This window comes from Leucobacter sp. USHLN153 (assembly GCF_037145615.1).
Classification (GTDB): domain Bacteria; phylum Actinomycetota; class Actinomycetes; order Actinomycetales; family Microbacteriaceae; genus Leucobacter.
In genome coordinates this window covers 23,758-44,656 of record NZ_JBBCXE010000001.1, presented here as the reverse complement: position 1 = coordinate 44,656, position 20,899 = coordinate 23,758, and the positions used below count along the sequence as shown (strand labels likewise).

Genomic DNA, 20,899 nt, shown 5'->3' with positions numbered 1-20,899 from the left:
CACGTGTCAGTCGGAGAGCGTGGACTCGCGCACGTTCAACGAGATCGACACCAGCTCCCTTCGACGCTCGGCGTGCCCATCGATCGAGTCCACGAGGAGGCCCACTGCGACCTCGCCCAACTGCATCGGATGCAGGTCGAGGGCCGTGATCGGCGTCTGGAGCCCGTAGTCGAGGTACCGGCTGTCCGAGAGGCTCAGCACCTGCAGGTCGCCGGGGATGTCGAGGCCGAGGAGGAGCGCGCTCCGCTCGGTGGCGTGCGCGAGCGTGTCGAGGGTCGTCATCACCGAGTCGAAGCGGCGATCAGGAGCCGCGAGCGCCGCCTGAATCGTCGGCTCCGCCTCGTCGACCCGGGGGCCCGGCGAACGGATGATGATCGGCTCGAAGCCCGAGTGACCGCACCAGTCGAGGTACGCGGAGACTTCGTCGCGCACGTACGACGAGCTGGTTTCGCTCAGGAAGAGCGCCGTGCGCGCGGGCCGGGCCGCATCGAGGTGAGCGAGCGCCGCAGTCGTTCCCGTGGCGAAGTCGTTATCCACCCAGCTGAGGTCGTCTGAGTTGCGCCCGATCGTGACGCAGGGGAGCCCCGCGCGCACCGCCTCTTCGATGAGCGGATCATCGTCAGCGGGGTCGACGACGATGAGTCCATCCGCGGAGGAGAGGAAGGTGCGCGACGATTCGTGCGAGGGCAGGATCGACAGCAGGTATCCCTGCTTGAAGGCCTGCAGATTCGCGCCGTTCAGCACCCGGAAGTAGTACTCGACGTCCCACTCCGGTTCGAGACCCGGCTCGCCCGGCTCGCTCGGCCGCGGCGAGACCGCGAGCACGAGGGAGCCGGTGCGCCCGGCGTTGAGGTTCTTAGCGATCCGATTCGCGGTGTATCCGAGGCTCGCGGCCGTATCGATGACGTTCTGCCGGGTGGCCGGGGCAACGCGGCCTTTCCCGTTGAGCGCTTCAGAGGCGGTCGCGACCGAAACGCCCGCTTCGCGCGCGACGTCTTTGATGGTCGTTCGGCGCGATTTCATGATTCCTCTGTCTCTGCTGCGTCCCCGGTGTCCGCTGCTTCCTCGGACTCTGCTGCTTCATCGGTCACTTCACCCGTCGCGATGAAGCGCTCGAGGCCGGTGAGCACGGTACGCGAGGCGAGCGCGAGCAGCTCCGGGCGTGCGGCAGGGGGCAGGATCGCGCGCGACTCATCGCGCAAATCGAGGATGCGGGCCGTGGCCTGTCCCAGCACTTCGGGGGAGTTCGCGACCTCCGCGAGTTGCTCGGGAGCGATTGCCTTGCGAGGCTCCGCGCCCGATGCGTTCGAGGCGCCTGCGGAGCGCTGTAACACGCGGTGCGCGCTCCAGAGCGGCCAGGTCGGAATCCCGTTGCGCAGATCAGCACCGTGATCCTTGCTGAGGTCGTGGGTGTCTTTCTCGATGTCGATCAGGTCATCGAGGAGCTGGAAGGCGAGGCCCAGCCGCTGCCCGCTCTCGTCGAATGCGCCGGCCACGGCGGCGTCGACGCCCGACGCTGCGGCACCGAGCTGGAATGCCGCGCCGAAGAGCGCTCCCGTCTTGAGCGTGTCGTAGCGCTCGATTGCTTCGAGGTCGTCCGACCAGTCGAGCCCCGATTCGACGAGCTGCCCCTCGCACACGCGGCGGAACGCGACCGCGAGCGGTGTGCTCGCCCGGGGGCCGAAGGGGGCCGCGAGCTCGTAGGCCAGGGCGATGAGAAGATCGGCGACCAGGATCGCGGTTGCCGAGCCCGCCGCGACGTGCAGCGCGGGCTGGCCGCGCCGCAGCTCTGACTCGTCGATGATGTCGTCGTGCAGCAGTGATGCGACGTGCAGGAGCTCCAGGGCGGCTGCAGTGTCGGTGGCGAAATCGGGATCGGGATCGCCGTACGCTCGCGCGACCAGCAGCACGGTGCGGGCGCGCAGCAGCTTGCCCGCGACGAGCGTGTCGACGAAGGCGGCCGGGTCGATGCCGAGGGGGAGCGGTGCGAGGCGATCGAGCGCGCTCTGACGCAGGCGATCCACGACGGCGGCGATGCCGGCTTCGATTTCGGTCGTGGCTTCGGCCGCGGATTCGGAGACAACGGCCGCGGATCCGGCTTCGAAATCCGCCGCCGCTTCCGCCGCCTCGCTCTGCATCTCGGCTGCTCGGTCGGCGACGAGCGTCGCTGCACCCATCACTTCGGGCTCGTCACAGCCGCTGGGGGAGTCGCACGCTTGGGCGCTCGAGCGGGTCATCGACGATCCCTTCTGAGGAGTGACATTGCACCACCTCTTCAGCATATTGGCGCGGCGGGAGGGTGCCAAATCGGTTCAGCACTCCAGTGCGCGTGGAGTTCCGTGTGAGTTGCCGCGCGGTGAGTTCCCGCCCGCGGCCACGAGGCTAGTCTGGGACAGGTGAGCGTCGACGAGCTGTCACCCAGCGTGCAGAATTACCTCAAAGTCATTTGGGGGCTGCAGGAGTGGTCCGACGCACCCGTTTCGAACTCCGCGATCGCCGAGTCGGCCGGTGTACGGCTCTCCACGGTCTCCGACGCCCTGCGCAAGCTCACCGAACTCGGCTTCGTCGGTCACGCCCCGTACGGCAGCGTGACGCTGACGGAGCTCGGCCGCGGCCACGCGATCACCATGACCCGCAGGCACCGCCTCCTCGAAACGTTCCTCGTGCGCCATCTCGCCTACGAGTGGGACGAGGTGCACGACGAAGCAGATCGCCTCGAGCACGCCGTCTCCGACGAGCTCATCGATCGCATGGACCGAGTGCTCGGGCATCCCCGGCGCGACCCGCACGGCGACCCGATTCCGAGCGCTTCCGGGGACGTGCATCGCCCCGACGCCATGCTGCTGCTCGACGCGCCAGCTCCGTGCCGCGTGCGAGTCGAGCGCATCTCCGACGCGGACAATGCGATGCTACAGTTCTTCGCGGGCCGCGGGATCGTGGTCGATGCCGAACTCGAGGTGCTGCCCGGGGAGCCGTACTCGGAGACGGTCACCGTGCGGGTCATCGGCGCCGCGGGCGGAGCGCAGGGCGACACCGGAACCCCCGGTCAGTCAGCCGCGCTCCTGAGTCTGGGCGCTGCCGCCGCGGCCGCGGTGTGGGTGTCGACGGAAGCGGAGCCCGGACCGACCCGGTGACTCACCCGGGTCTTTGACGAATTTCAGGCCGATGACGCAGCCGATGATCCCGGCGAGGAAGAGGAGCTTCACGAGCGAGGGCGGCTCGGTTCCCATCAGCATGGACACGCCGACCGTGAGCGCCGCGCCGAGGCCGGTCCACACCGCGTAGGCCGTGCTCACCGGGAGGCCGCGCATCGCGAACGCGAGCCCCAGCATGCTGAGCGTGCTCGCGATCGCAAAGATGACGGTCGGCCCCAGCACGGTGAACCCGTCGGCGGCGTCGAGGGCGAGCGCCCAGACCGCCTCGAGCATCGCGCTCGCGAGCAACACGAGCCAGTGAATCGGGCGCGCCACCTTGGCTTCCGGGCGTCGCGCGCTCTCGGTGCCGGGGCCCGGTATGTCGGTCGAGCTCTCACTGGGCTCAGAGGGGCGGCGGATCAGCGGAGCCATCTCAACTCACCGCCTTCAAGCCGACGACGCACGCGATGAGGCCCGCGAGCAGCAACACGCGGAGCACGGTCGCGCGCTCCTTGCGGGTCGCGATCGCCCACACGGCGGTGAGCACCGCCCCGATGCCGACCCACACCGCATACGCGGTGCCGACCGGGATCTCGCTCATCCCGTAGGAGAGCCCGAACATGCTCGCGAGATAGGTCGTGAGGAAGAGCACGCTCGGCCAGAACCTTCGGAAACCGCGCGAGGCGTCGAGCGCGGTTGCCCAGACGGCCTCGAGCATTCCGCTGCAGATCAGCAGCACCCAAGCCAATGACACAGGGGCATCTTTCTGGCAGTCGTCGATATGCGGGTACTGCTCCCTCGTCCGCATCCCGTCGCAGGGATCGGCACCAGTTTGCCACAGCGGTGCGTGCCGGGTGCTCGGCGTCTGCACAGGGTGCGGGTGGCGTGCGTGAAGTGTGCACAGCGAGCTCGATCGGCGGTGGCTCCACTGCTGCGCGTAGTCCAGCACCGGCGAGCGAGGAATACGCGATAATGGGGGAGTGCCCGAACCGGGCGGGAGGGAGCGCGGTGTTCAACTGGTTCAAGAAACGCAAGCGTAGCCAGTCGCGCACGCCCCGGCGTCTCCCTCGCCGCGTGCTCGCTCCGGTCGAGGAGATCGCGGAGCAGGGGCTCCTCGTCGCCGACGTCGCGGTGCGCATGACCGTGAAGAACGCGATCATCATGAACGCGCTCAAGCGGCACGTGGACTACGATGCAGCGAAGATCGACGAGATGGTACGGGAGACGACCATCGATCTCGCGATCGAGCGGGAGCGCGACGCCGAGCACATCGCCCGCATGCGCGACGAGATTCGCGACACCGGCCGCAGCTCCTGGAGCGAGTCCGACTACGGCAATGACGACAACCGCACACTGCGCCACCGGCAAGAGGTGTACGAGCGGGTCGCGCAGGAGCTGCGCGGCCGTGCTGCCGACGACGAGTACGTGCGGAGCGCTGCCGAGCGAGCGCGTGAGATGGCCTGGGGCGAGATCGGCACATCGCTCGCTGACCGCGCGACCCATCCGTACTACAGCGGTGGGGCGAGCGAGGAGTATCAGCAGGCTCGGGAATCCCGCATCCAGCAGCTCATCGAGAAGGATCTGACGGCGCTCATGCAGGAGCACGCGGGCGGCGGCGACGGGAAGCCTGCGGCGACGAACGGTGCGTCGAACAGCGGGTCGAGCGGCCTGAAGAAGGGCATGTTCAAGCGTCGGGATCGCGACTGATCGTCCACAGGAGCAGTGCGACTACCTCAGCAGCTCGGGGTGGCGGTGGAGGTAGCCGTCGATGAACCAGCACGAGGCCTGCACTCGTCGTCCCTCGACAGCGGGGCCCGTGACCGCGCGATGCGCGAGCACGCCGGAGAGGCCGGTGCGTCGAAATTCCGGCACAACCACCGTGTGATCGAAGTCGATCGCGTCGTCGCTGATAAGCCGGTAATGCGCCTCACCGATGAGCCGCTCGCCCTCCGCGTACAGCGCGTATCGCGCGCGCTCGGGCTCATGCACCACGGTGAAACCGGCCTCGGCCGCCTCGGCTTCGTTCTCGTAACGGGTCATGGCGCCAGACTAGCCCGGTGGGCGGCGCCCGTCTCGGGGTTGCGCGAGCGCGCCGGTAGTCTCAGATCGGTCGAAGAACGAATCGGGGAGCGCGATGGGTGCGATGTCAGGCGGGGCGGGCAGCGGCGGCGGTGACGCGAGCGTCGGGCGCGGCGAAAGCGGCGGAACGCGCCTCGCGATCGAACGCGCGGTGCGTGCGGCGGCTCGCGCGGGTAACCGACTGATCGCGGGGAGAACCGCGGCGCTCGAACTTTCTGATCTGCGCGAGCGCGAGCTGCTGGAGTGCGCGCTGCGCGCGATGGGCGCGCGGATCGCGGGCGCGAGCCAGAGCGCAGACTTCGTCTTTGTGGACGGACGTGCTGAGCAGCATAGGGCAGCGGGTGCGCCCCTCTCAGGCGAGAACTCGCCGAATGACGGTCTCGGCCTCCCGCAGGCGGTCGTCGGCCTCGACGGGACGCTGTCCTCCGCGCGCGGCTCCAACGCGGACGCTCGCATCGAGTGGGCGGCACGCGGCATGCCCGCGACCGCGGCGCTCGCGCGGGCACTCGGCGAAGCCCGCGCGGACCGCCGGCCCCGCATCGCGGTGAGTCTCGTGCTCGAGCCGAAGACCGCGGCGCTCGCGCGCATGCTCACCGACGCGGGCTGCGAGGTCGCGGTGTTCAGCGCGGTCTCGGAGACGGACCCCGAGGTCGCCGAGGCGCTCGCCGCCGATGGCCGGGTCGCGGTGTTCGCCCCGAAACGCGCGAAGTCCGCAGAAAGCGCCTCGGGAACCGACGCAGAGAGCGCCGCCAGCACTGACGCGGAGCACGCCGCGGCGATCCTCGAGTGGGCGCCCGAGTTTCTCATCGACGACGGATCCCACCTGGTGCGCCTCGCGCACACGGAGCAACGGGACGCGCTGACGGCACTCAGGGGAGCGGCAGAGGAGACGACGAGCGGCGTGCGCCCGCTTCGCGAAATGGCGGAGCAGGGTGAGCTGCGCATTCCGGTGCTCTCCGTGAACGACGCGCGCACCAAGACCGACTTCGACAATCGCATCGGTACCGGGCAATCGTGTGTCTTCGCGATCGCCGACGTGCGTGACGCCGCCGCTACGCCTGAGCGGCCGTATCTGGGCATGACGGGCGAGCACTGGGTCGTGATCGGCTACGGCCCCGTGGGGCAGGGCGTTGCACGTTTCGCGGCGGCGCTCGGAGCGCGCGTGACGGTGGTGGAGCGGGAGGCGGCCCGCGCGCTGTCGGCGCTCCACGACGGCTTCGAGGCTCGGGAATCCCGTAGTGCGTTGCCAGAGGCGGACGTGGTGGTGAGCGCCACAGGCGTGTGGCACACGATCAACGCCGAAGCGCTGCGCGCGCTGCGTCCCGGAACGATCGTCGCGGTGGCGGGCGGTATCGACGACGAGATCGCGCTCGACGAGCTGCGCGCCGAGGCGTGGACGCCGGTCGAGATCGGCCCCCGCGTGGTCGAGTGGCGCACGCCCGCGAGCGCTGGAAACTCGCATTCCGGCCCGCGGGTGCTCGCCGAGGGCGGCGGCATCAACTACACCGCCGCCGAGGGCAACCCCATCGAGGTCATGGATCTCTCGTTCGCGACACAGCTCGTCGCGCTCGCGCGACTGCTCGAGTCGCCACCCGAGCCCGGCGTACACCCACTCACTGCGGGCGACGAGGATCGCGTGGCCCGTGCCGCGCTCGCCGCCGCTGGCGGTGCGGCCGATCCGCTCCCCGAAGCGACCCGAGCGGGAGGCGCCGCGCAGCCGTGGACGGTGCACCGCTACCGTGCGTCTGACGGGGGCCAAAACCCTCTACACTCAAGCGAGTGACTCCCACCGCAGACCCCATCGTCGTCTACAGCGCCGCCCTTGTCTTCCCGGTGACGAGCCCCGCGATCGCCGACGGCGCGGTCGCGGTGCAGCGCGACCGCATCTTGCACGTCGGCGACCGCCGCTGGGTGCTCGGCATGCTCGACACGCGGGGAGCCGTCTACAGCGAGGAGCGGTGGGAAGGCGTGCTCACCCCCGGCCTCGTGAACGCGCACACGCACCTGCAGTACACGCACATGTCGGAGGTCTCGCAGCGCAACTACACGGGCTTCGACCACTGGGGTGATGCTTTCGACGCCGTGTACGAGCGGGGCGGGCACGACTGGGCCGCCGCCGCTGCCGATGGCGCCCGTCAGAGCCTCGCGGCCGGCGTGACCGCGGCGGCCGATGTCGTGACGGATCGCGAGGCGCTCAGCGCGCTGCACGACGCGGGTATGCACGGCATCGCCTACTGGGAGGTCTACGGCGCGAACAACGCGGACTGGACGCCCGAGGCGAAAGCGGCCGTGCGCGAGCAGATCCGCCAGATTCCGACCCCACCCGGCGCGGGCGTCTCGCCCCACGCGCCGTACTCGCTCGAGGTGCAGCCGCTGCTCGAGCTCCCCGACATCGTGCGCGAGGAGGGGCTGCGCCTACACATCCACCTCGCGGAGGCGCACATGGAGCGCGAGTTCGACGGGATCGACGGCTACGTCGGCGCGGGCCCCGGCGGGCACGGCGAGTGGCCGGAGCTCGGCGCCGATAGCTTCCGTGCGCTGCGCTCGCACGGCATCGGCGTGTCGTCGACGCAGTTCGTCGACCACCTGGGGGTGCTCGGGCCCGACTGCCACATCGCGCACGGCGTGTACGTGAGCGCCGAAGATCGCGCGCTGCTGCGCGCCCGGGGCACGAGCGTCGCCCTGTGCCCGCGTTCGAACGAGGTGATCGGGCTCGACATGCCGCCCGTGGCCGCGTACCTGCGCGAGGGGAATGCGGTCGCGGTCGGCACGGACTCGCTCTCGTCGTCGCCGTCGCTCGACCTCCTCGCCGATGTGGCAAAGCTGTATCGCGTCGCACGCGAGCAGGGGTACCGGGCGGACGACCTGCACGAGCGCCTCTTCGGGGCGGCGACCCTCGGCGGGGCGACCGCGCTCGGCCTGAACGTCGGCAAGCGCCGCATCGGTCAGCTCGGCGTCGGGGCCATGGCCGACCTCGCGTTCTTCGACGTGCCCGCGCACGACGCGAACGCGGCGCTCGCCGAACTCGTGGAGGCCGGGGCGGGGCGCGCGTGCCGCACCATCGTGGGCGGCGAGGAGCGCTTCGGTGCTTCGCTCGGGTGAGCCGGGCCTCGGATGGCTGAACGCCCCGCTCGGGTGACACTTCCATGCGTTATCCGAGCGCGCAGGTGCCGTAAATCGTCATCTGAAACACGCAACTTCAGAGCCCCATAGAATATTCATCGTCCGAGCGCCCGAAATGGCCGGCGCTCGCCCAGAACCAAGGAGACCCATGTTCCGCACCTCCCGCACTGTCGCGGTCGCCGTCGGCGCCGTCGCGATCCTCGCCCTCTCCGCCTGCTCGGGCGGCGACGCCCAGGAGAGCGGCAGCGGCACCGTCACCGAGGGCAAACTCACCATCGCGACCGGCGAGCCGGCCTACGCACCGTGGGTGATGAACGATGACCCCGAAAGCGGCGAGGGCTTCGAGGCCGCGGTGGCCTACGCCGTCGCGGAGGAGATGGGGTACGCCGAGGACGACGTCGAGTGGGTGCGCACGAGCTTCGACGCGGCCATCGCGCCGGGCCCCAAGGACTTCGACCTGAACCTGCAGCAGTTCTCGGTGAGCGAAGACCGCAAGAAGGCGGTCGACTTCTCCTCGCCGTACTACGAGACCACGCAGGCCGTCGTCGCGGCGGGCGGCACCGACGCCGCCGACGCGAAGAGCGTCGCCGATCTCAAGGACGCCGTGATCGGTGTGGCCTCCGGCACGACGTCGCTCACGGTCGCCGAGGAGGTCATCGCCCCGAACAAGGACCTGCAGGTGTTCAACAGCGTCGACGACGCGGTCGCGGCGCTGCAGAACGGCAACATCGACGCGCTCGTGACCGACCTGCCCGGCGCCTTCTATGTGCGCGACGCGCAGCTCGACGACGGCGTGATCGTCGGCCAGCTCGACTCGGCCGAGGGCGGCGACGAGTTCGCGTTCGTGCTGCCGAAGGACTCCGCACTGACTGAGGACGTCTCGAAGGCGGTCGACGCACTGCGCGAGGATGGCACGCTCGACGAGCTCGCCGCGGAATGGATCGCCGACCAGGGCGCTCCCGTTCTGAAGTAGCCGCCGCGTGAGCGAATCGTCTCCCGGGAGCCCGTCGCGCCGGGCGGGCTCTCCAGCTGACCATGGCACGGCGCCCGCCGATCCGCTCGCCGTCAGCGACATCGAGCTTGAGCGCCGCAAGTTCCGCCGCGCCAGAAAGCAGCGCTCGATCCTCATCAGCGTGCTCAGCACCCTCGTGTTCGCCGCGGTCATCGTGATCGTGCTCGTGAACAGCCCGGGGTGGTCGCGCGTCAGCGAGACCTTCTTCGACCCGCGAGTCGCGATCGACTCGTTCCCGCGCGTGATCAAGGGCCTGTGGCTCAACATCCAGGTGCTCTTCGTCGCGGCGATCGGCGTCGCGGTGCTCGGCACCCTCCTCGCGATCGTGCGCACGCTCAAGGGCGCGGTGTTCACCCCGCTCCGCCTCATCGCGGCGGGCTACACCGACCTCTTCCGCGGTATCCCGGTGCTGCTCGTGCTGTACCTCGTGGGCTTCGGCATCCCGGGGCTCGAACTCACGGGACGCCTTCCGGCGCAGTTCTGGGGCACGATCGCGCTGATCCTCTGCTACTCCGCGTACGTCGCCGAGGTGCTGCGTGCCGGGATCGATGCGGTGCACCCGTCGCAGCGGCTCGCGGCGCGGTCGCTCGGCTTGAGCCACGCGAAGACGCTGCGGCTCGTGGTGCTGCCGCAGGCCGTGCGCAAGGTGACGCCGGCGCTCATGAACGACTTCGTGTCGATGCAGAAGGACGTGGGGCTCATCTCGGTGCTCGGGGCCGTCGACGCCGTGCGCGGGGCGCAGATCGAGGTGGCGTCGAGCTACAACTTCACGCCGTACGTGCTGGCTGGGCTGCTGTTCGTGCTGCTCTCGCTCCCGTTCATCCGACTCACCGACTGGGTCACGGCGCGAGCGCAGCGGCGCGAGCAGATGGGGGGCGTCGTATGAGCGGCGAGGATCAGCGCGGCGTCGCAGTGCTCGAGGTGCAGGGCGTGCACAAGCGTTTCGGCGACCACGCCGTGCTGCGCGGGATCGACCTCACCGTGCATCGGCACGAGGTCGTCGTGCTTATTGGCGCTTCGGGCTCCGGCAAGTCCACGCTGCTGCGCACGGCGAACCTGCTCGAGCAGGTCGACGATGGGCGCATTCTGCTCGCGGGCGAGGACATCACGGATCCGCGCGCGGACGCCGACGCGGTGCGGGGGCGGATCGGCGTCGTGTTCCAGCACTACAACCTCTTCCCGCATATGAGCGTCCTCGACAACGTGACGCTGGCCTCGCGCAAGGTGTTCGGCACGCCGCGCGCGGCCGCCGAGCAACGCGGCCTCGAGCTCCTCGCCCGCATCGGGCTCGCGGAGAAGGCGGGGGAGTACCCGGACCGGCTCTCGGGCGGGCAGCAGCAGCGCGTGGCGATCGCCCGCGCGATCGCCACCGATCCCGAACTTCTGCTGCTCGATGAGATCACGAGCGCGCTCGATCCGCAGCTCGTCGGCGAGGTGCTCGACCTCGTGCGGGAGCTCAAGGAGGCCGGCTCGACCATCGTGATGGCGACGCACGAGATGTCGTTCGCCCGACGGGTGGCGGATCGTGTCGTCTACCTGAAGGACGGCGTGATCGTCGAGTCTGGCACCCCCGAGCAGATCTTCCTGCACCCGGAGCGGCCCGAGACGCGGGAGTTTTTCGCGCGGCTGAGCGACCCCTTCGCGTAAATAATTCCGGAATGCCGGAATGGAACCCGCGGTCGCGCGGTTAAACTGTGAAGTCTGCCTACGAGGAGCATCGCGCGCTCCTGGCCCGGGGCAGGAAGTCTTTTCAAGGAGTGCCGCTCGTGACACCCGATACCGCGTCCGTCCGCCTGCCGAAAACCGGCAGCGATACCATCGATCCCGCTGGCATGCGGGTCATCTGGCTGCTGCTCGTCGCCGCCTTCGTCGCCATCCTCAACGAGACCACGATGGCGATCGCGATTCCCGCGCTCAACGCGACCCTCGGCATTCCGCCGGAGCTGGGGCAGTGGCTCACGAGCGCGTTCATGCTCACGATGGCCGTCGTGATTCCGACGACCGGCTTCCTGCTGCAGCGCTTCACGACCCGACAGGTCTTCCTCTCGGCGATTTCGACGTTCGTGCTCGGCACCCTGATCTGCCTCGTCGCCCCCGGGTTCTCGATGCTGCTCGTCGGTCGCGTCGTGCAGGCCGCGGGCACCGGCATCATGATGCCGCTCCTCATGACCACGGTGATGAACGTGGTGCCCGCGCACTCTCGCGGGCGCATGATGGGTCGCGTCGGCCTCGTCATCAGCCTCGCCCCGGCGCTCGGGCCCACGCTCTCCGGCGTCGTGCTCGACACCCTCGGCTGGCGCTGGCTCTTCGGCATCATCCTGCCGATCGCTGTCGTCGCGCTGCTGCTCGGCGCGAAGTGGATGACGAACCTCGGTGAGACTACGCACGCGCCGATCGACGTGCTCTCGATCGTGCTCTCGGCGCTCGCCTTCGGTGGCATCGTCTTCGGCCTCAGCCAGTTCGGCGGGCACGGCGGATCGGCCGCGAGCGCGGCGACCCCGGGCATCGTGATCGGCTTGGGTGCCGTGTTCCTCGCGCTCTTCGTGTGGCGACAGCTCGCCCTGCAGAAGAAGAACGACGCGCTGCTCGATCTGCGCGTATTCGTCTCGCGGAACTATGTGCTGTCCGTGGTGATCATGACGATCGTGGCGCTCGCGATGTTCGGCACGTTCTCGCTGCTGCCGCTGTACCTTCAGAACGTCGCCGGGCTCGATCCGACCGCCGCCGGCCTCGTGCTGCTGCCGGGCTCGGTGCTCATGGGGGTGCTCGGGCCGCTGATGGGTCGCATCTACGACGCCCGGGGGCCGAAGACGCTGCTCGTCCCCGGCACGATCCTCATCGCCGCGGCGATGTTCGTGTACTCGACGGTCGGCACCCACACGCCGATGTGGTTCCTGATGTGCGTGCAGATCGTGATGTCGCTCGGCCTTGCGAGCTCGTTCACGCCGCTCTTCTCCGCCTCGCTCGGTTCGCTCGAGCGCTCGCTCTACTCGCACGGCTCGGCCGCGCTCAACACGCTGCAGCAGGTCGGCGGCGCGGTGGGCACCGCAGTGCTCATCTCGATCTACTCGAGCGCACTCCACTCGGGCGAGGCCGAGGGGCTGTCGACCGCCGACGCCGGGGCGCCCGGTGCGCACGCGGCCTTCTTCACCGCGGCGTGCATCGCGCTCGTGCCGGTGGCGCTCTCTTTCTTCATCAAGAAGCCCGAGGAGTCAGAAGGCGCGGTGCACGCGGGGCACTGAGTCCCGCTCGCGCGACCGTGGGAGTGTGCTGTCGCGCAGCTGCGCACTAGCGCGTCAAACGCCGGCGCCCGGGGGAAGCCCCCGGCGCCGGCGTTTTTCGCTACCCCAGCGCGCTGATGGAGCGGCGCACGGCCTCGGCGAGCTGCCGCACGGCGGCCGAGGGGCCACCGGGGCCCGCAGGCGCCGCGAGCAGCAGCTCGCGAGCAAAACGCGGATCGTCGATCGGCCGCAGCACCACCCCGTCAGGCGGGTTGAAGCTCACGAGGCTCGGCACGATGGCGACCGCCATGCCCGCGGCGATCAGCCCGAGCACGACGGAGTAGTCGTCGGTGCGGATCGCGACATTGACCTGCAGGCCCTCCGCGAAGAAGAGTTCACGCACCAGGTCGTCGAGTGTGTCGCCCGGCGTCGAGCCCATGACCCAGTTGTCACCGGAGAGCGAGAGAAGCGCCTCGCGGTCGAAGCTGCGGCGCGACGCTGCCGGATGCGACGCGGGGAGCGCGAGGAGCATCGGGTCCGTGAAGAGATGGGTGGTGTGCACCCCTGCCCGGAATGGCAAGCGGTAGCCACCTGCCGCGTACACGAGCGCCGCGTCGAGCGTGTGCTGGTTCACTCGGGTGATGAGCGGGGCGAGCTCCTCGAGCGTCGCGTCGAGCTCGATACCGAGCTCTGAAACACGGCTCACGATGCCGGGGAGCAGCAGCGAGGCGGCCGTGGGGAACGTGCCGAAGCGCAGTCGCACCTTGCCGAGCTGCGCGAGATCCCGCACGTCGGTGAGCGCGCGCTCGGAGAGACTGAGGATCTCCTCGCCGCGCTCGAGCATGAGCGTGCCGGCGGTCGTGAGCTGGCTGCCGCGAGTGCTGCGGGTGGTGAGATCGGTGCCGACGAGGCGGTCGAGATTCTTCAGGTGGTAGTCGACGGTCGGCTGACTCCACCCCAGGCGCTTCGCTGCGCGGGCGACGGATCCCTCCGCCGCGACCGCGCTGAGCGCCTGCAACTGTCGGAAGTCGATCACGCGGCACCTCGGTTTCACTGGAACGTCGCGGGCTCGAGCCCGGCAAAGCTCCAGACAGTATATGGCTCCCGAGAGAGCTTTGCTGTCTTCCCGCGCGCTGCGCCCAAGGCCAATCTGGAGACATGCTGGAGCACGAGACCCATGTCGATCCCCGTCAATCTCCCCTGGGGAACGAGGCTCCGACCGCGTCGCTCGTGGGCGGGGCGGCCGCGGCGGTGGAGCGCATCTCGGGCGCGCACGCGGCGACCGACGAAGGCGCAATCGAACTCGGGCGAGTGACGCTCTCCGCGGCCCAGCGACGCGCGCCGTACGCCGAAGCGGTGCGGCGCTTCGCCGACGCGGGCATGATGTCGCTCATGGTGCCGGGCCACAGCGGGGTCGCGTCGGAGGGCGCCGCGCACCTCACCGAACTACTGGGCGAGCGCGTACCCGCGGTCGACATCCCGCTCATGCTGCAGGGCGTGGACCTCGGCGACGACTCGCCGCTCGCCGAGGCGCAGCAGCTCGCCGCCGAGGCGTGGGGAGCGCGACGCACCTGGTTCCTCACGAACGGCGCCTCCCAGGCGAACCGGACGGCCGCCATCGCGGTACGCGGGCTCGGCGAGCGGATCCTCGTGCAGCGCAGCATGCACTCGAGCCTCACCGACGGCGTCCTGCTCTCGGGGCTGATACCCGCGTTCGTCGCGCCGAGCATCGACACGCATCACGGCATTGCGCACGGACTCACCCCGGAGGCGCTCGATGCGGCGCTCACCCGTGAGGCCGAAGCGGGCCGCGCGGTGTCGAGCGTGTACGTCGTGTCGCCGAGCTACTTCGGCTCGACCGCGGACGTCGCGGGTCTCGTCGAGGTCGCCCACGCGCACGACGCGGCCATCATCGTCGATAACGCCTGGGGCGCGCACTTCGGGTTCCATCCGGGGCTCCCCGAATCGCCCGCGCGGCTCGGCGCCGACCTCGTCGTCTCGAGCACCCACAAGCTCGCGGGCTCCCTCACTCAGTCGGCCATGCTCCACCTCGGCGACGGCCCGTTCGCGGAGCGACTCGAACCGCTCGTCGCCCGCGCCTACTCGATGACCGCGTCGACCTCGATGAGCGCGATCCTCATGGGTTCGCTCGACGAGGCCCGGCGCGCGCTCGTGCTCGGGGAGGAGCGCATCGAGTCGGCTCTCCGAGCCGCTGACGAGCTGCGGGATCGGCTGCGCGCCGACGAGCGCTTCGCCATCATCAGCGACACGTTCTCCGAGTTCCCGGATATCACCGAGACCGACCGGCTGCGCGTCGCCGTGGACGTCTCGAGGCTCGGGCGGAGCGGACACTGGGTGCGCGAGCGCATGAGCTCCGACCACCGCATCTTCCTCGAGATGTCGACGGCCACGAGCGTCGTCGCGGTGATCGGTGCGCTGACCGCGCCCGACGTGGATCGCGCGTTCGCCGCCTTCGACGCGGTCGCGACCGAGGCGATGCGCGATCCGCAGCCGAACGAAGCGGGGCAGTCGTTCCCGCAGCTCCCGGAGCCGGGTGCGCTGCGGTTGCTGCCGCGCGACGCGTACTTCGGGGAGAGCGAGGTCGTGCCGGCCGGAGACGCGGTGGGGCGCGTTTCGGCAGACACGCTGGCGGCGTACCCGCCCGGCATCCCGAACCTGCTCCCCGGCGAGGAGATCACCGCGGAGACCGTCGCGTTTCTGCAGGCGGTCGCGGCCTCGCCGACGGGGTACGTGCGGGGCGCCGTGGATGCGGCGGTCTCGGGCATCCGCGTGGTGCGCGGCTGACGCCGTAGGGCGCGCGCTGATCCCTGGGCCACGGGACCGGGCGCGCACGCGAAAGGGCGGCGATCCGCAGTCGGATCGCCGCCCTTCGGTGTTGCAGCGAGTGCGCCGCTTACTTCTTCTCGAACAGGTTGCCGACCAAGGTCGACAGCACGAGCACGATGAGCAGGAGCACGATGCCGACCGCGATGATGCCGGCGTAGTTCAGCGGATCGCCCGCGTGCGAGAGCGGCGGCACCGTATCGTCAGCCGCGAAGGCCGGAACAGCGACGAAGACCGAAGCGAGCGCGACGGTCACTGCGGTGGCGATGCGGGTGCGGATCTTCACGGGGACTCCTCAAACGTGCGTAACTCTGACGTGCGTATTACAACGTGCGTAACTCTGCCGTGCGAACTCTCGGCCCGCGCGACCCGGCTCCGGAGAAGTCGGGCGTGCGCGAGCGAGCTCGCAGTACTCGTCCCAGTCTAGCGGTGCCGCGCGAAGTTCCGTGCTTTCGCCGCGTCGCCTCGCGAGAGCCCGGCCGCGGCGCGTAGCGTGGAAGCATGACGGTAGAGCGCGAACAGACCGGGATTGATCGGATCGCCGAAGCATGGGTCGACACCCTGGTGCAGCACGACCCGACGATCGGCACCTACATCGGCCGCGCAACCGACGGCCTCCCCGACCTCTCGCCTGCGGGGCACGACGCCCTCGCCGAGGCCGAACGCCGCACGCTCGCGGAGCTCGTCGCGGCGAAGCCCGCCGACGCCGTGGACGAGGTGACGCGAGCCGACCTGGAAGCGGAGCTCCGGCTCTCGCTCGCGCAGCACGATGCAGGCGAGCACGAGCGCGACCTCAATGTCATCGAGTCGCCGGCGCAGGCGATCCGCGACATTTTCGATCTCATGCCGACGGAAACTGATGCCGACTGGGAGCAGGTGTCGGCGCGACTTCGGGCGGTGCCGGAGGCGCTCGAGGGCTACCGCGAGACCCTGGCCCAGGGCGTGCGGCACGGGCGGGTTCCGGCGATCCGCCAGGTCACCGAGGTCGCAGCTCAGTCGCGCCGCACTGCCGGAACGCCCGAGGATCTCGGCTTCTTCGGTCGGCTCGCGGGCACCGCAGGTATTCCAGCTGGCCTCGCGATCGAGCTCGCCTCAGCGGCTGCCGCGGCGTCGAGCGCCTACACTGATCTCGCGACGTTCCTGGAGCGCCAGATCGCGCCGCACGCGCCCACCGCTGATGCGTTCGGGCGGGATCGCTATGCGCTCGCCTCCGAGGCGTTTCTCGGCGCGAAGATCGATCTCGACGAGACATACGAGTGGGGTCTCGACGAGCTGGCGCGAATGGTCGCGGAGCAGGAGCGCACGGCGGCGGAGATCGTCGGCGGGTCACCGCGGCCGGGCATCGTCGCCGAGGCGATCGCGCACCTCGACCGGGACCACGCGCGGAAGCTGCACGGCACCAATGCGCTGCAGCGCTGGATGCAGGAGACGAGCGACCGCGCCATCGCGGAGCTCGCCGGCACGCAGTTCGAGATCCCCGAGGAGATCCGCGCGCTCGAGTGCCGCATCGCGCCCACGCAGGAGGGCGGCATCTACTACACCGGCCCGAGCGACGACCTCTCGCGCCCCGGCCGCATGTGGTGGTCGGTGCCGGAGGGGGTCACCGAGTTCGACACGTGGCGCGAGCTCACTACGGTGTACCACGAGGGCGTACCCGGGCATCACCTGCAGATCGGCCAGGCGGTGGTGAACCGCGGGTCGCTCAACGAGTGGCGCCGGCAGCTCGCGGGCACGTCGGGCCACGCGGAGGGCTGGGCACTGTATGCGGAGCGTTTGATGGAGCAGCTGGGTTATCTCGATGACCCTGCGGATCGCCTCGGCATGCTCGATGGTCAGCGCATGAGGGCCGCTCGCGTCGTGCTCGACCTGGGCGTGCACCTCGGCAAACGCCGCCCCGACGGCGGTGTGTGGGACGGCGACTACGCCTTCGAGTTCATGTCGGAGAACGTGAACATGAACGCGGGCTTCGTGCGCTTCGAGGTGCTGCGCTACCTCGGCTGGGCCGGCCAGGCGCCCTCCTACAAGGTGGGGCAGCGCATCTGGGAGCAGCTGCGCGACGAGGCCGCTGCTCGGGGCGGCGACGCCTTCGACATCCGTGCGTTTCACCGCGACGCGCTCGCGCTCGGCGGTGTGCGGCTCGACACCCTGCAGCGCGCACTGCGCGATTCGGCATGAGCTCGGTCGGCGAGGCGTCGGGGGAGCCGGGCGCTCCGTGCCCGTGCGGACGGGCCGCCTACGGTGAGTGCTGCGGTCCGCTCCACGCCGGCGAGCCTGCGCCCACGGCTGAGCGGCTCATGCGCTCGCGATACAGCGCGTTCGCGCTCGGCAACGCGGAGTACCTGCTCGCGAGCTGGGATCAGTCGACCCGACCGGCCGAGCTCGAGCTGGAGCCCGACGTCGTTTGGAAGCGGCTCTTCATCGAGACGACCGAGGCGGGCGGCCCCTTCGACGAGACGGGCACGGTGACCTTCACCGCGATCGCGCGCGGCCCTGATGGGCGCGTCGAGCTGCGCGAGCGCAGCCGCTTCACCCGCGCGGGCTCGGACCGGCGCTGGGTCTACGTCGACGGAGACGTCTCGGACGACCCGAGCGTCCGCTGACGGTACACGCAGGCGCTCCAGCGTCTGGAAACTGGAGCGCCTTCGGCATTCAACTATCTCGTCGACCTAGTCGACGACGGCAGTGCACTCGATTTCAATGAGTGACCCCGGTATCGCGAGTCCGGAAATGCCGACGATGGTCTGTGCCGGATCTTCGGCGCCGCCAGTCAGGGCGTGAATGGCCTTCGTGATCGTTTCGTATTCGGTCGGCTGCGTCGTGTAGATCGTGCGCCGCACGATCTGATCCCACGAAACGCCCGCGTCGCCCATGGCGGCTTCGAGGTTGCGCATGGCGGCCTCCGTCTGCAGGAACAGATCGTCCGCGCCGATCAGGTTGAACTCCGGGTCGAGGGCCATTTGCCCAGCGAAGTGGATCATCGTTGATCCGGTCGCGATCGCGATGTGGTTGAACCCGGGTGCCGGATGGAGGGACGCGGGGGAGCGGAGCTCACGAGCCATTGTGAACGTTCCTTTCGAAAGAGTCAGGGAGCGAGGACGAACATGTGTCGTCCTCGCTCCCTTTCTATCGTGTCGCGCAAAGAACCGCGAGGACCGTTACTTGCCCTGCGACTCGCGGATCCAGGCCTCGACCGCGTCCGCGGTGCGGGGGATGCCAGCGGAGAGGTTGACGCAGCCGTCCTCGGTGACGACGATGTCGTCCTCGATCCGCACGCCGATGCCGCGGTACTCCTCGGGCACGGTGAGGTCGTCGGGCTGGAAGTAGAGCCCCGGCTCGATCGTGAACACCATGCCGGCTTCGAGCACGCCGTCGAGGTACAGGTCGCGTCGTGCCTGAGCGCAGTCGTGCACGTCCATGCCGAGGTGGTGGCTCGTGCCGTGCACCATGTAGCGCCGGTAGTAGGCGGTGCCGTCCTCCTCGGGAAGGAACCCCCACTCGCGGGTGCGGCGCTCGATCACGTCCATCGCGGTGGCGTGCACCTCGCGGAACCTGATACCGGCGCGCACGATCGCGCGCGCCGCGTCAGCCGCCTCGAGCACGGCCTCATATACGCGCCGCTGCACCTCGGTGAACGTGCCCGAGACGGGCACGGTGCGCGTGATGTCAGCGGTGTAGAGGCTGTCGAGCTCGATGCCGGCGTCGAGGAGGAGCAGGTCGCCGTTGCGCACCTGACCGTCGTTCTGAATCCAGTGCAGCGTGCAGGCGTGCGGGCCGGCCGCCGCAATCGTTTCGTAACCGACCGTATTGCCCTCGAGTCGCGCGCGCTGGTTGAAGACACCCTCGACGATGCGCTCGCCCCGCGTGTGCGCGACCGCCTGGGGCAGTGCCGCGAGCACGTCCGCGAAGCCCTCTGCGGTTGCGTCGACCGCCGCCTGCATCTCCGCGAGCTCGAACTCGTCCTTCACGAGCCGCAGCTCCGACGCAACGCGGGCGACCTCCGCGTCGTCCAGCGTGCGATCCGCTTCTCCCGGAACGAAGTCGGCGAGGGGAGCGGTCGCGACGTCGAGCGCCGCGGCAACCTGCGCGAGCGACGGGCGCGGCCCTATCCAGAACTCGCCGATTTCCGGGTTCGCGAAGAATTCGTCGCTATCCCGCCCCGCCCGTTCGCGGAAGTACACGGTCGCCTCATGGCCGTCGGCACCCGGCTCGAACACGAGCACTGCGCCCGGCTCACTTGCGGAGCCCCAGCCGGTGAGATGCGCGAAGGCGCTGTGCGCGCGGTACTGATAGAAGGTGTCGTTCGAGCGCTGCTTCATCGCGCCCGCCGCGATCACGACTCGCTCGCCCGGGAAGTGCGCGGCGAATGTGCGGCGACGCTCGGCGGCGAACGAGGCGACCGGCCACGCGTTCGGGAGCGTCTCCGGGCGTTCCGCCCAGTGCTGCGAGAGGTATTCGACGAACGCATCGTTCTGCGGCGTCGTGCTCCGGTTGCTGTTGTCGATCTCCACCTCGTGAGTGGACTGCGCGCTGTCGGTCATGCCTCCATCTTCTCACCTGCGTTCGCGGGGCCGGCTGGGGAGGCAGCGCTCGCGGAGCAAGCGGCGTTCTAAGATGGCAGGATGACGGATTCCGCGGAGACGCAGCGTGGCTTCGATCTGCACACGCACTCCGTGTTCTCCGACGGGACGACGAGGCCGGCGGCGATCGCGCGGGAGGCCGCCGAGCTGGGCCTCGCGGGCTTCGCGCTGACCGATCACGACACGATCGACGGGTGGGACGAGGCCCGGGAAGCAGCGGAGGCCGCGGGCATCGACTTCCTGCCTGGGATCGAGATCACCACGAAGCAGGGCGGGCGCTCGCGCCACCTCCTCGGCTACGGGATCTCGCCGGTCGGCGGTGAGCTCTTCGAGGCCCTCGCTGCCGTGCGCCGGTCACGGCTGACGCGTGCGAAGGAGATGGTGCGCCTCGTCGCGGAGGACTACGCGATCACGTGGGAAGCGGTCGTCGGCGAGGAGGACGTGCGCACGGTCGGGCGGCCGCACATCGCCGATGCGCTCGTCGCGGCCGGCTACTTCCCCGATCGCAGCGCGGTATTCACCGAGCTGCTGCATCCGCGCTCGCCGTACTACCTCGGCACCGACGCGATCGACACGGTCGAGGCGATCCGCCTGGTGCGCGCGGCGGGAGGCGTTTCCGTCCTCGCGCACCCGGCGGCCTTCCGGCAGCGCACTCCCACCTCCGCGGCCGAGCTCGGCGAGCTCGCGCAGGCCGGGCTCGCGGGCGTCGAGCTGCGGCACCCGGAGCATCGCGACGACTGGATGCCGCCGATCATCGCCGCCGCCGCGAAGCTCGGTCTCGAGGCGACGGGGTCGAGCGACTATCACGGCGCCGGAAAGCCGAATCTTCTCGGCCAGCAGGTCACTGACGCCGCCACGGTCGCGCGACTGCGAGCGGGGCTCGCGACGCCGCGCTGATCGCGGGGCCGC

21 protein-coding genes are annotated in these 20,899 nt (G+C 69.8%); 12 read left to right on the top strand and 9 right to left on the bottom strand.

The features are described from left to right. Nucleotides 1-6: 6 nt before the first annotated feature. Both WFH00_RS00175 and WFH00_RS00170 read right to left on the bottom strand, forming a co-directional pair. Nucleotides 7-1,023: a LacI family DNA-binding transcriptional regulator gene (locus tag WFH00_RS00175; protein ID WP_336658494.1), complete on the bottom strand. Its 1,017-nt coding sequence runs from the start codon at nt 1,021-1,023 to the stop codon at nt 7-9. Continuing rightward, on the bottom strand, nt 1,020-2,237 hold the full coding sequence (locus WFH00_RS00170) for a polyprenyl synthetase family protein (protein WP_336658493.1): 1,218 nt from the start codon (nt 2,235-2,237) through the stop codon (nt 1,020-1,022). The genes WFH00_RS00175 and WFH00_RS00170 overlap by 4 nt, the downstream gene beginning before the upstream one ends. A gap of 159 nt (nt 2,238-2,396) precedes the next feature. On the opposite strand from WFH00_RS00170, the gene WFH00_RS00165 reads away from it, so the two are divergent. Then, the gene (locus WFH00_RS00165) at nt 2,397-3,134 is read left to right on the top strand and encodes a metal-dependent transcriptional regulator (protein WP_336658491.1); all 738 of its coding nucleotides are present in this window, start codon (nt 2,397-2,399) and stop codon (nt 3,132-3,134) included. On the opposite strand, the gene WFH00_RS00160 is transcribed toward WFH00_RS00165, so the two are convergent. Further along, the gene (locus WFH00_RS00160; protein WP_336658489.1) at nt 3,051-3,566 is read right to left on the bottom strand and encodes a DMT family transporter; all 516 of its coding nucleotides are present in this window, start codon (nt 3,564-3,566) and stop codon (nt 3,051-3,053) included. The two genes, WFH00_RS00165 and WFH00_RS00160, sit on opposite strands and share 84 nt — an antisense overlap. 1 nt (nt 3,567) lies before the next feature. Further along, complete coding sequence (locus WFH00_RS00155) at nt 3,568-3,882, bottom strand: DMT family transporter (protein WP_336659157.1); 315 nt, start codon at nt 3,880-3,882, stop codon at nt 3,568-3,570. A gap of 260 nt (nt 3,883-4,142) precedes the next feature. On the opposite strand from WFH00_RS00155, the gene WFH00_RS00150 reads away from it, so the two are divergent. Beyond that, entirely contained in the window at nt 4,143-4,841 is a 699-nt protein-coding gene (locus tag WFH00_RS00150) for an asparagine synthase (RefSeq protein WP_336658487.1), read from the top strand. A gap of 21 nt (nt 4,842-4,862) precedes the next feature. On the opposite strand, the gene WFH00_RS00145 is transcribed toward WFH00_RS00150, so the two are convergent. Continuing rightward, nucleotides 4,863-5,174 carry a GNAT family N-acetyltransferase gene (locus WFH00_RS00145; protein ID WP_336658486.1) on the bottom strand — a complete coding sequence of 104 codons (312 nt, stop codon included), beginning with the start codon at nt 5,172-5,174 and terminating at the stop codon, nt 4,863-4,865. Nucleotides 5,175-5,268: 94 nt separating this feature from the next. Between WFH00_RS00145 and WFH00_RS00140 the strand changes: the two genes are divergently transcribed. The 6 genes from WFH00_RS00140 (at nt 5,269) to WFH00_RS00115 (ending at nt 12,590) form a co-directional block, all read left to right on the top strand. Then, on the top strand, nt 5,269-6,996 hold the full coding sequence (locus tag WFH00_RS00140; RefSeq protein ID WP_336658485.1) for an adenosylhomocysteinase: 1,728 nt from the start codon (nt 5,269-5,271) through the stop codon (nt 6,994-6,996). Further along, nucleotides 6,993-8,315 carry an amidohydrolase family protein gene (locus WFH00_RS00135; protein ID WP_336658484.1) on the top strand — a complete coding sequence of 441 codons (1,323 nt, stop codon included), beginning with the start codon at nt 6,993-6,995 and terminating at the stop codon, nt 8,313-8,315. Before WFH00_RS00140 ends, WFH00_RS00135 begins: the two co-directional genes overlap by 4 nt. Before the next feature lie 169 nt (nt 8,316-8,484). After that, a complete protein-coding gene (locus tag WFH00_RS00130) occupies nt 8,485-9,309 on the top strand; it encodes an ABC transporter substrate-binding protein (protein WP_336658482.1) in 825 nt (274 codons plus the stop codon). A gap of 100 nt (nt 9,310-9,409) precedes the next feature. Beyond that, nucleotides 9,410-10,234, top strand: a complete 825-nt coding sequence (locus WFH00_RS00125) for an amino acid ABC transporter permease (protein WP_336659156.1) — start codon at nt 9,410-9,412, stop codon at nt 10,232-10,234. Further along, nucleotides 10,231-10,995: an amino acid ABC transporter ATP-binding protein gene (locus tag WFH00_RS00120; protein ID WP_336658480.1), complete on the top strand. Its 765-nt coding sequence runs from the start codon at nt 10,231-10,233 to the stop codon at nt 10,993-10,995. Before WFH00_RS00125 ends, WFH00_RS00120 begins: the two co-directional genes overlap by 4 nt. A 119-nt stretch (nt 10,996-11,114) precedes the next feature. After that, nucleotides 11,115-12,590, top strand: coding sequence for an MDR family MFS transporter (locus WFH00_RS00115; protein ID WP_336658478.1), 1,476 nt, complete (start codon nt 11,115-11,117; stop codon nt 12,588-12,590). A gap of 100 nt (nt 12,591-12,690) precedes the next feature. Here the strand turns inward: WFH00_RS00115 and WFH00_RS00110 are convergent, their stop codons facing one another. After that, nucleotides 12,691-13,605, bottom strand: coding sequence for a LysR family transcriptional regulator (locus WFH00_RS00110; protein WP_336658477.1), 915 nt, complete (start codon nt 13,603-13,605; stop codon nt 12,691-12,693). Between the two features lie 122 nt (nt 13,606-13,727). On the opposite strand from WFH00_RS00110, the gene WFH00_RS00105 reads away from it, so the two are divergent. Next, nucleotides 13,728-15,374, top strand: coding sequence for an aminotransferase class I/II-fold pyridoxal phosphate-dependent enzyme (locus tag WFH00_RS00105; RefSeq protein ID WP_336658476.1), 1,647 nt, complete (start codon nt 13,728-13,730; stop codon nt 15,372-15,374). A 109-nt stretch (nt 15,375-15,483) separates the two neighbouring features. Here the strand turns inward: WFH00_RS00105 and WFH00_RS00100 are convergent, their stop codons facing one another. After that, nucleotides 15,484-15,699: a hypothetical protein gene (locus WFH00_RS00100; RefSeq protein ID WP_336658475.1), complete on the bottom strand. Its 216-nt coding sequence runs from the start codon at nt 15,697-15,699 to the stop codon at nt 15,484-15,486. 215 nt (nt 15,700-15,914) lie between these two features. Between WFH00_RS00100 and WFH00_RS00095 the strand changes: the two genes are divergently transcribed. After that, nucleotides 15,915-17,588: a DUF885 domain-containing protein gene (locus WFH00_RS00095; protein ID WP_336658474.1), complete on the top strand. Its 1,674-nt coding sequence runs from the start codon at nt 15,915-15,917 to the stop codon at nt 17,586-17,588. Beyond that, on the top strand, nt 17,585-18,013 hold the full coding sequence (locus WFH00_RS00090) for a YchJ family protein (protein WP_336658472.1): 429 nt from the start codon (nt 17,585-17,587) through the stop codon (nt 18,011-18,013). The genes WFH00_RS00095 and WFH00_RS00090 overlap by 4 nt, the downstream gene beginning before the upstream one ends. Before the next feature lie 66 nt (nt 18,014-18,079). Here the strand turns inward: WFH00_RS00090 and WFH00_RS00085 are convergent, their stop codons facing one another. Then, nucleotides 18,080-18,472, bottom strand: coding sequence for a RidA family protein (locus WFH00_RS00085; RefSeq protein ID WP_336658471.1), 393 nt, complete (start codon nt 18,470-18,472; stop codon nt 18,080-18,082). A gap of 96 nt (nt 18,473-18,568) precedes the next feature. Further along, entirely contained in the window at nt 18,569-19,951 is a 1,383-nt protein-coding gene (locus WFH00_RS00080; RefSeq protein WP_336658470.1) for an aminopeptidase P family protein, read from the bottom strand. 81 nt (nt 19,952-20,032) lie between these two features. Here WFH00_RS00080 and WFH00_RS00075 point away from each other — a divergent pair, with 81 nt between their 5' ends. After that, nucleotides 20,033-20,887, top strand: a complete 855-nt coding sequence (locus tag WFH00_RS00075; protein WP_336658469.1) for a PHP domain-containing protein — start codon at nt 20,033-20,035, stop codon at nt 20,885-20,887. Nucleotides 20,888-20,899 lie beyond the last annotated feature (12 nt).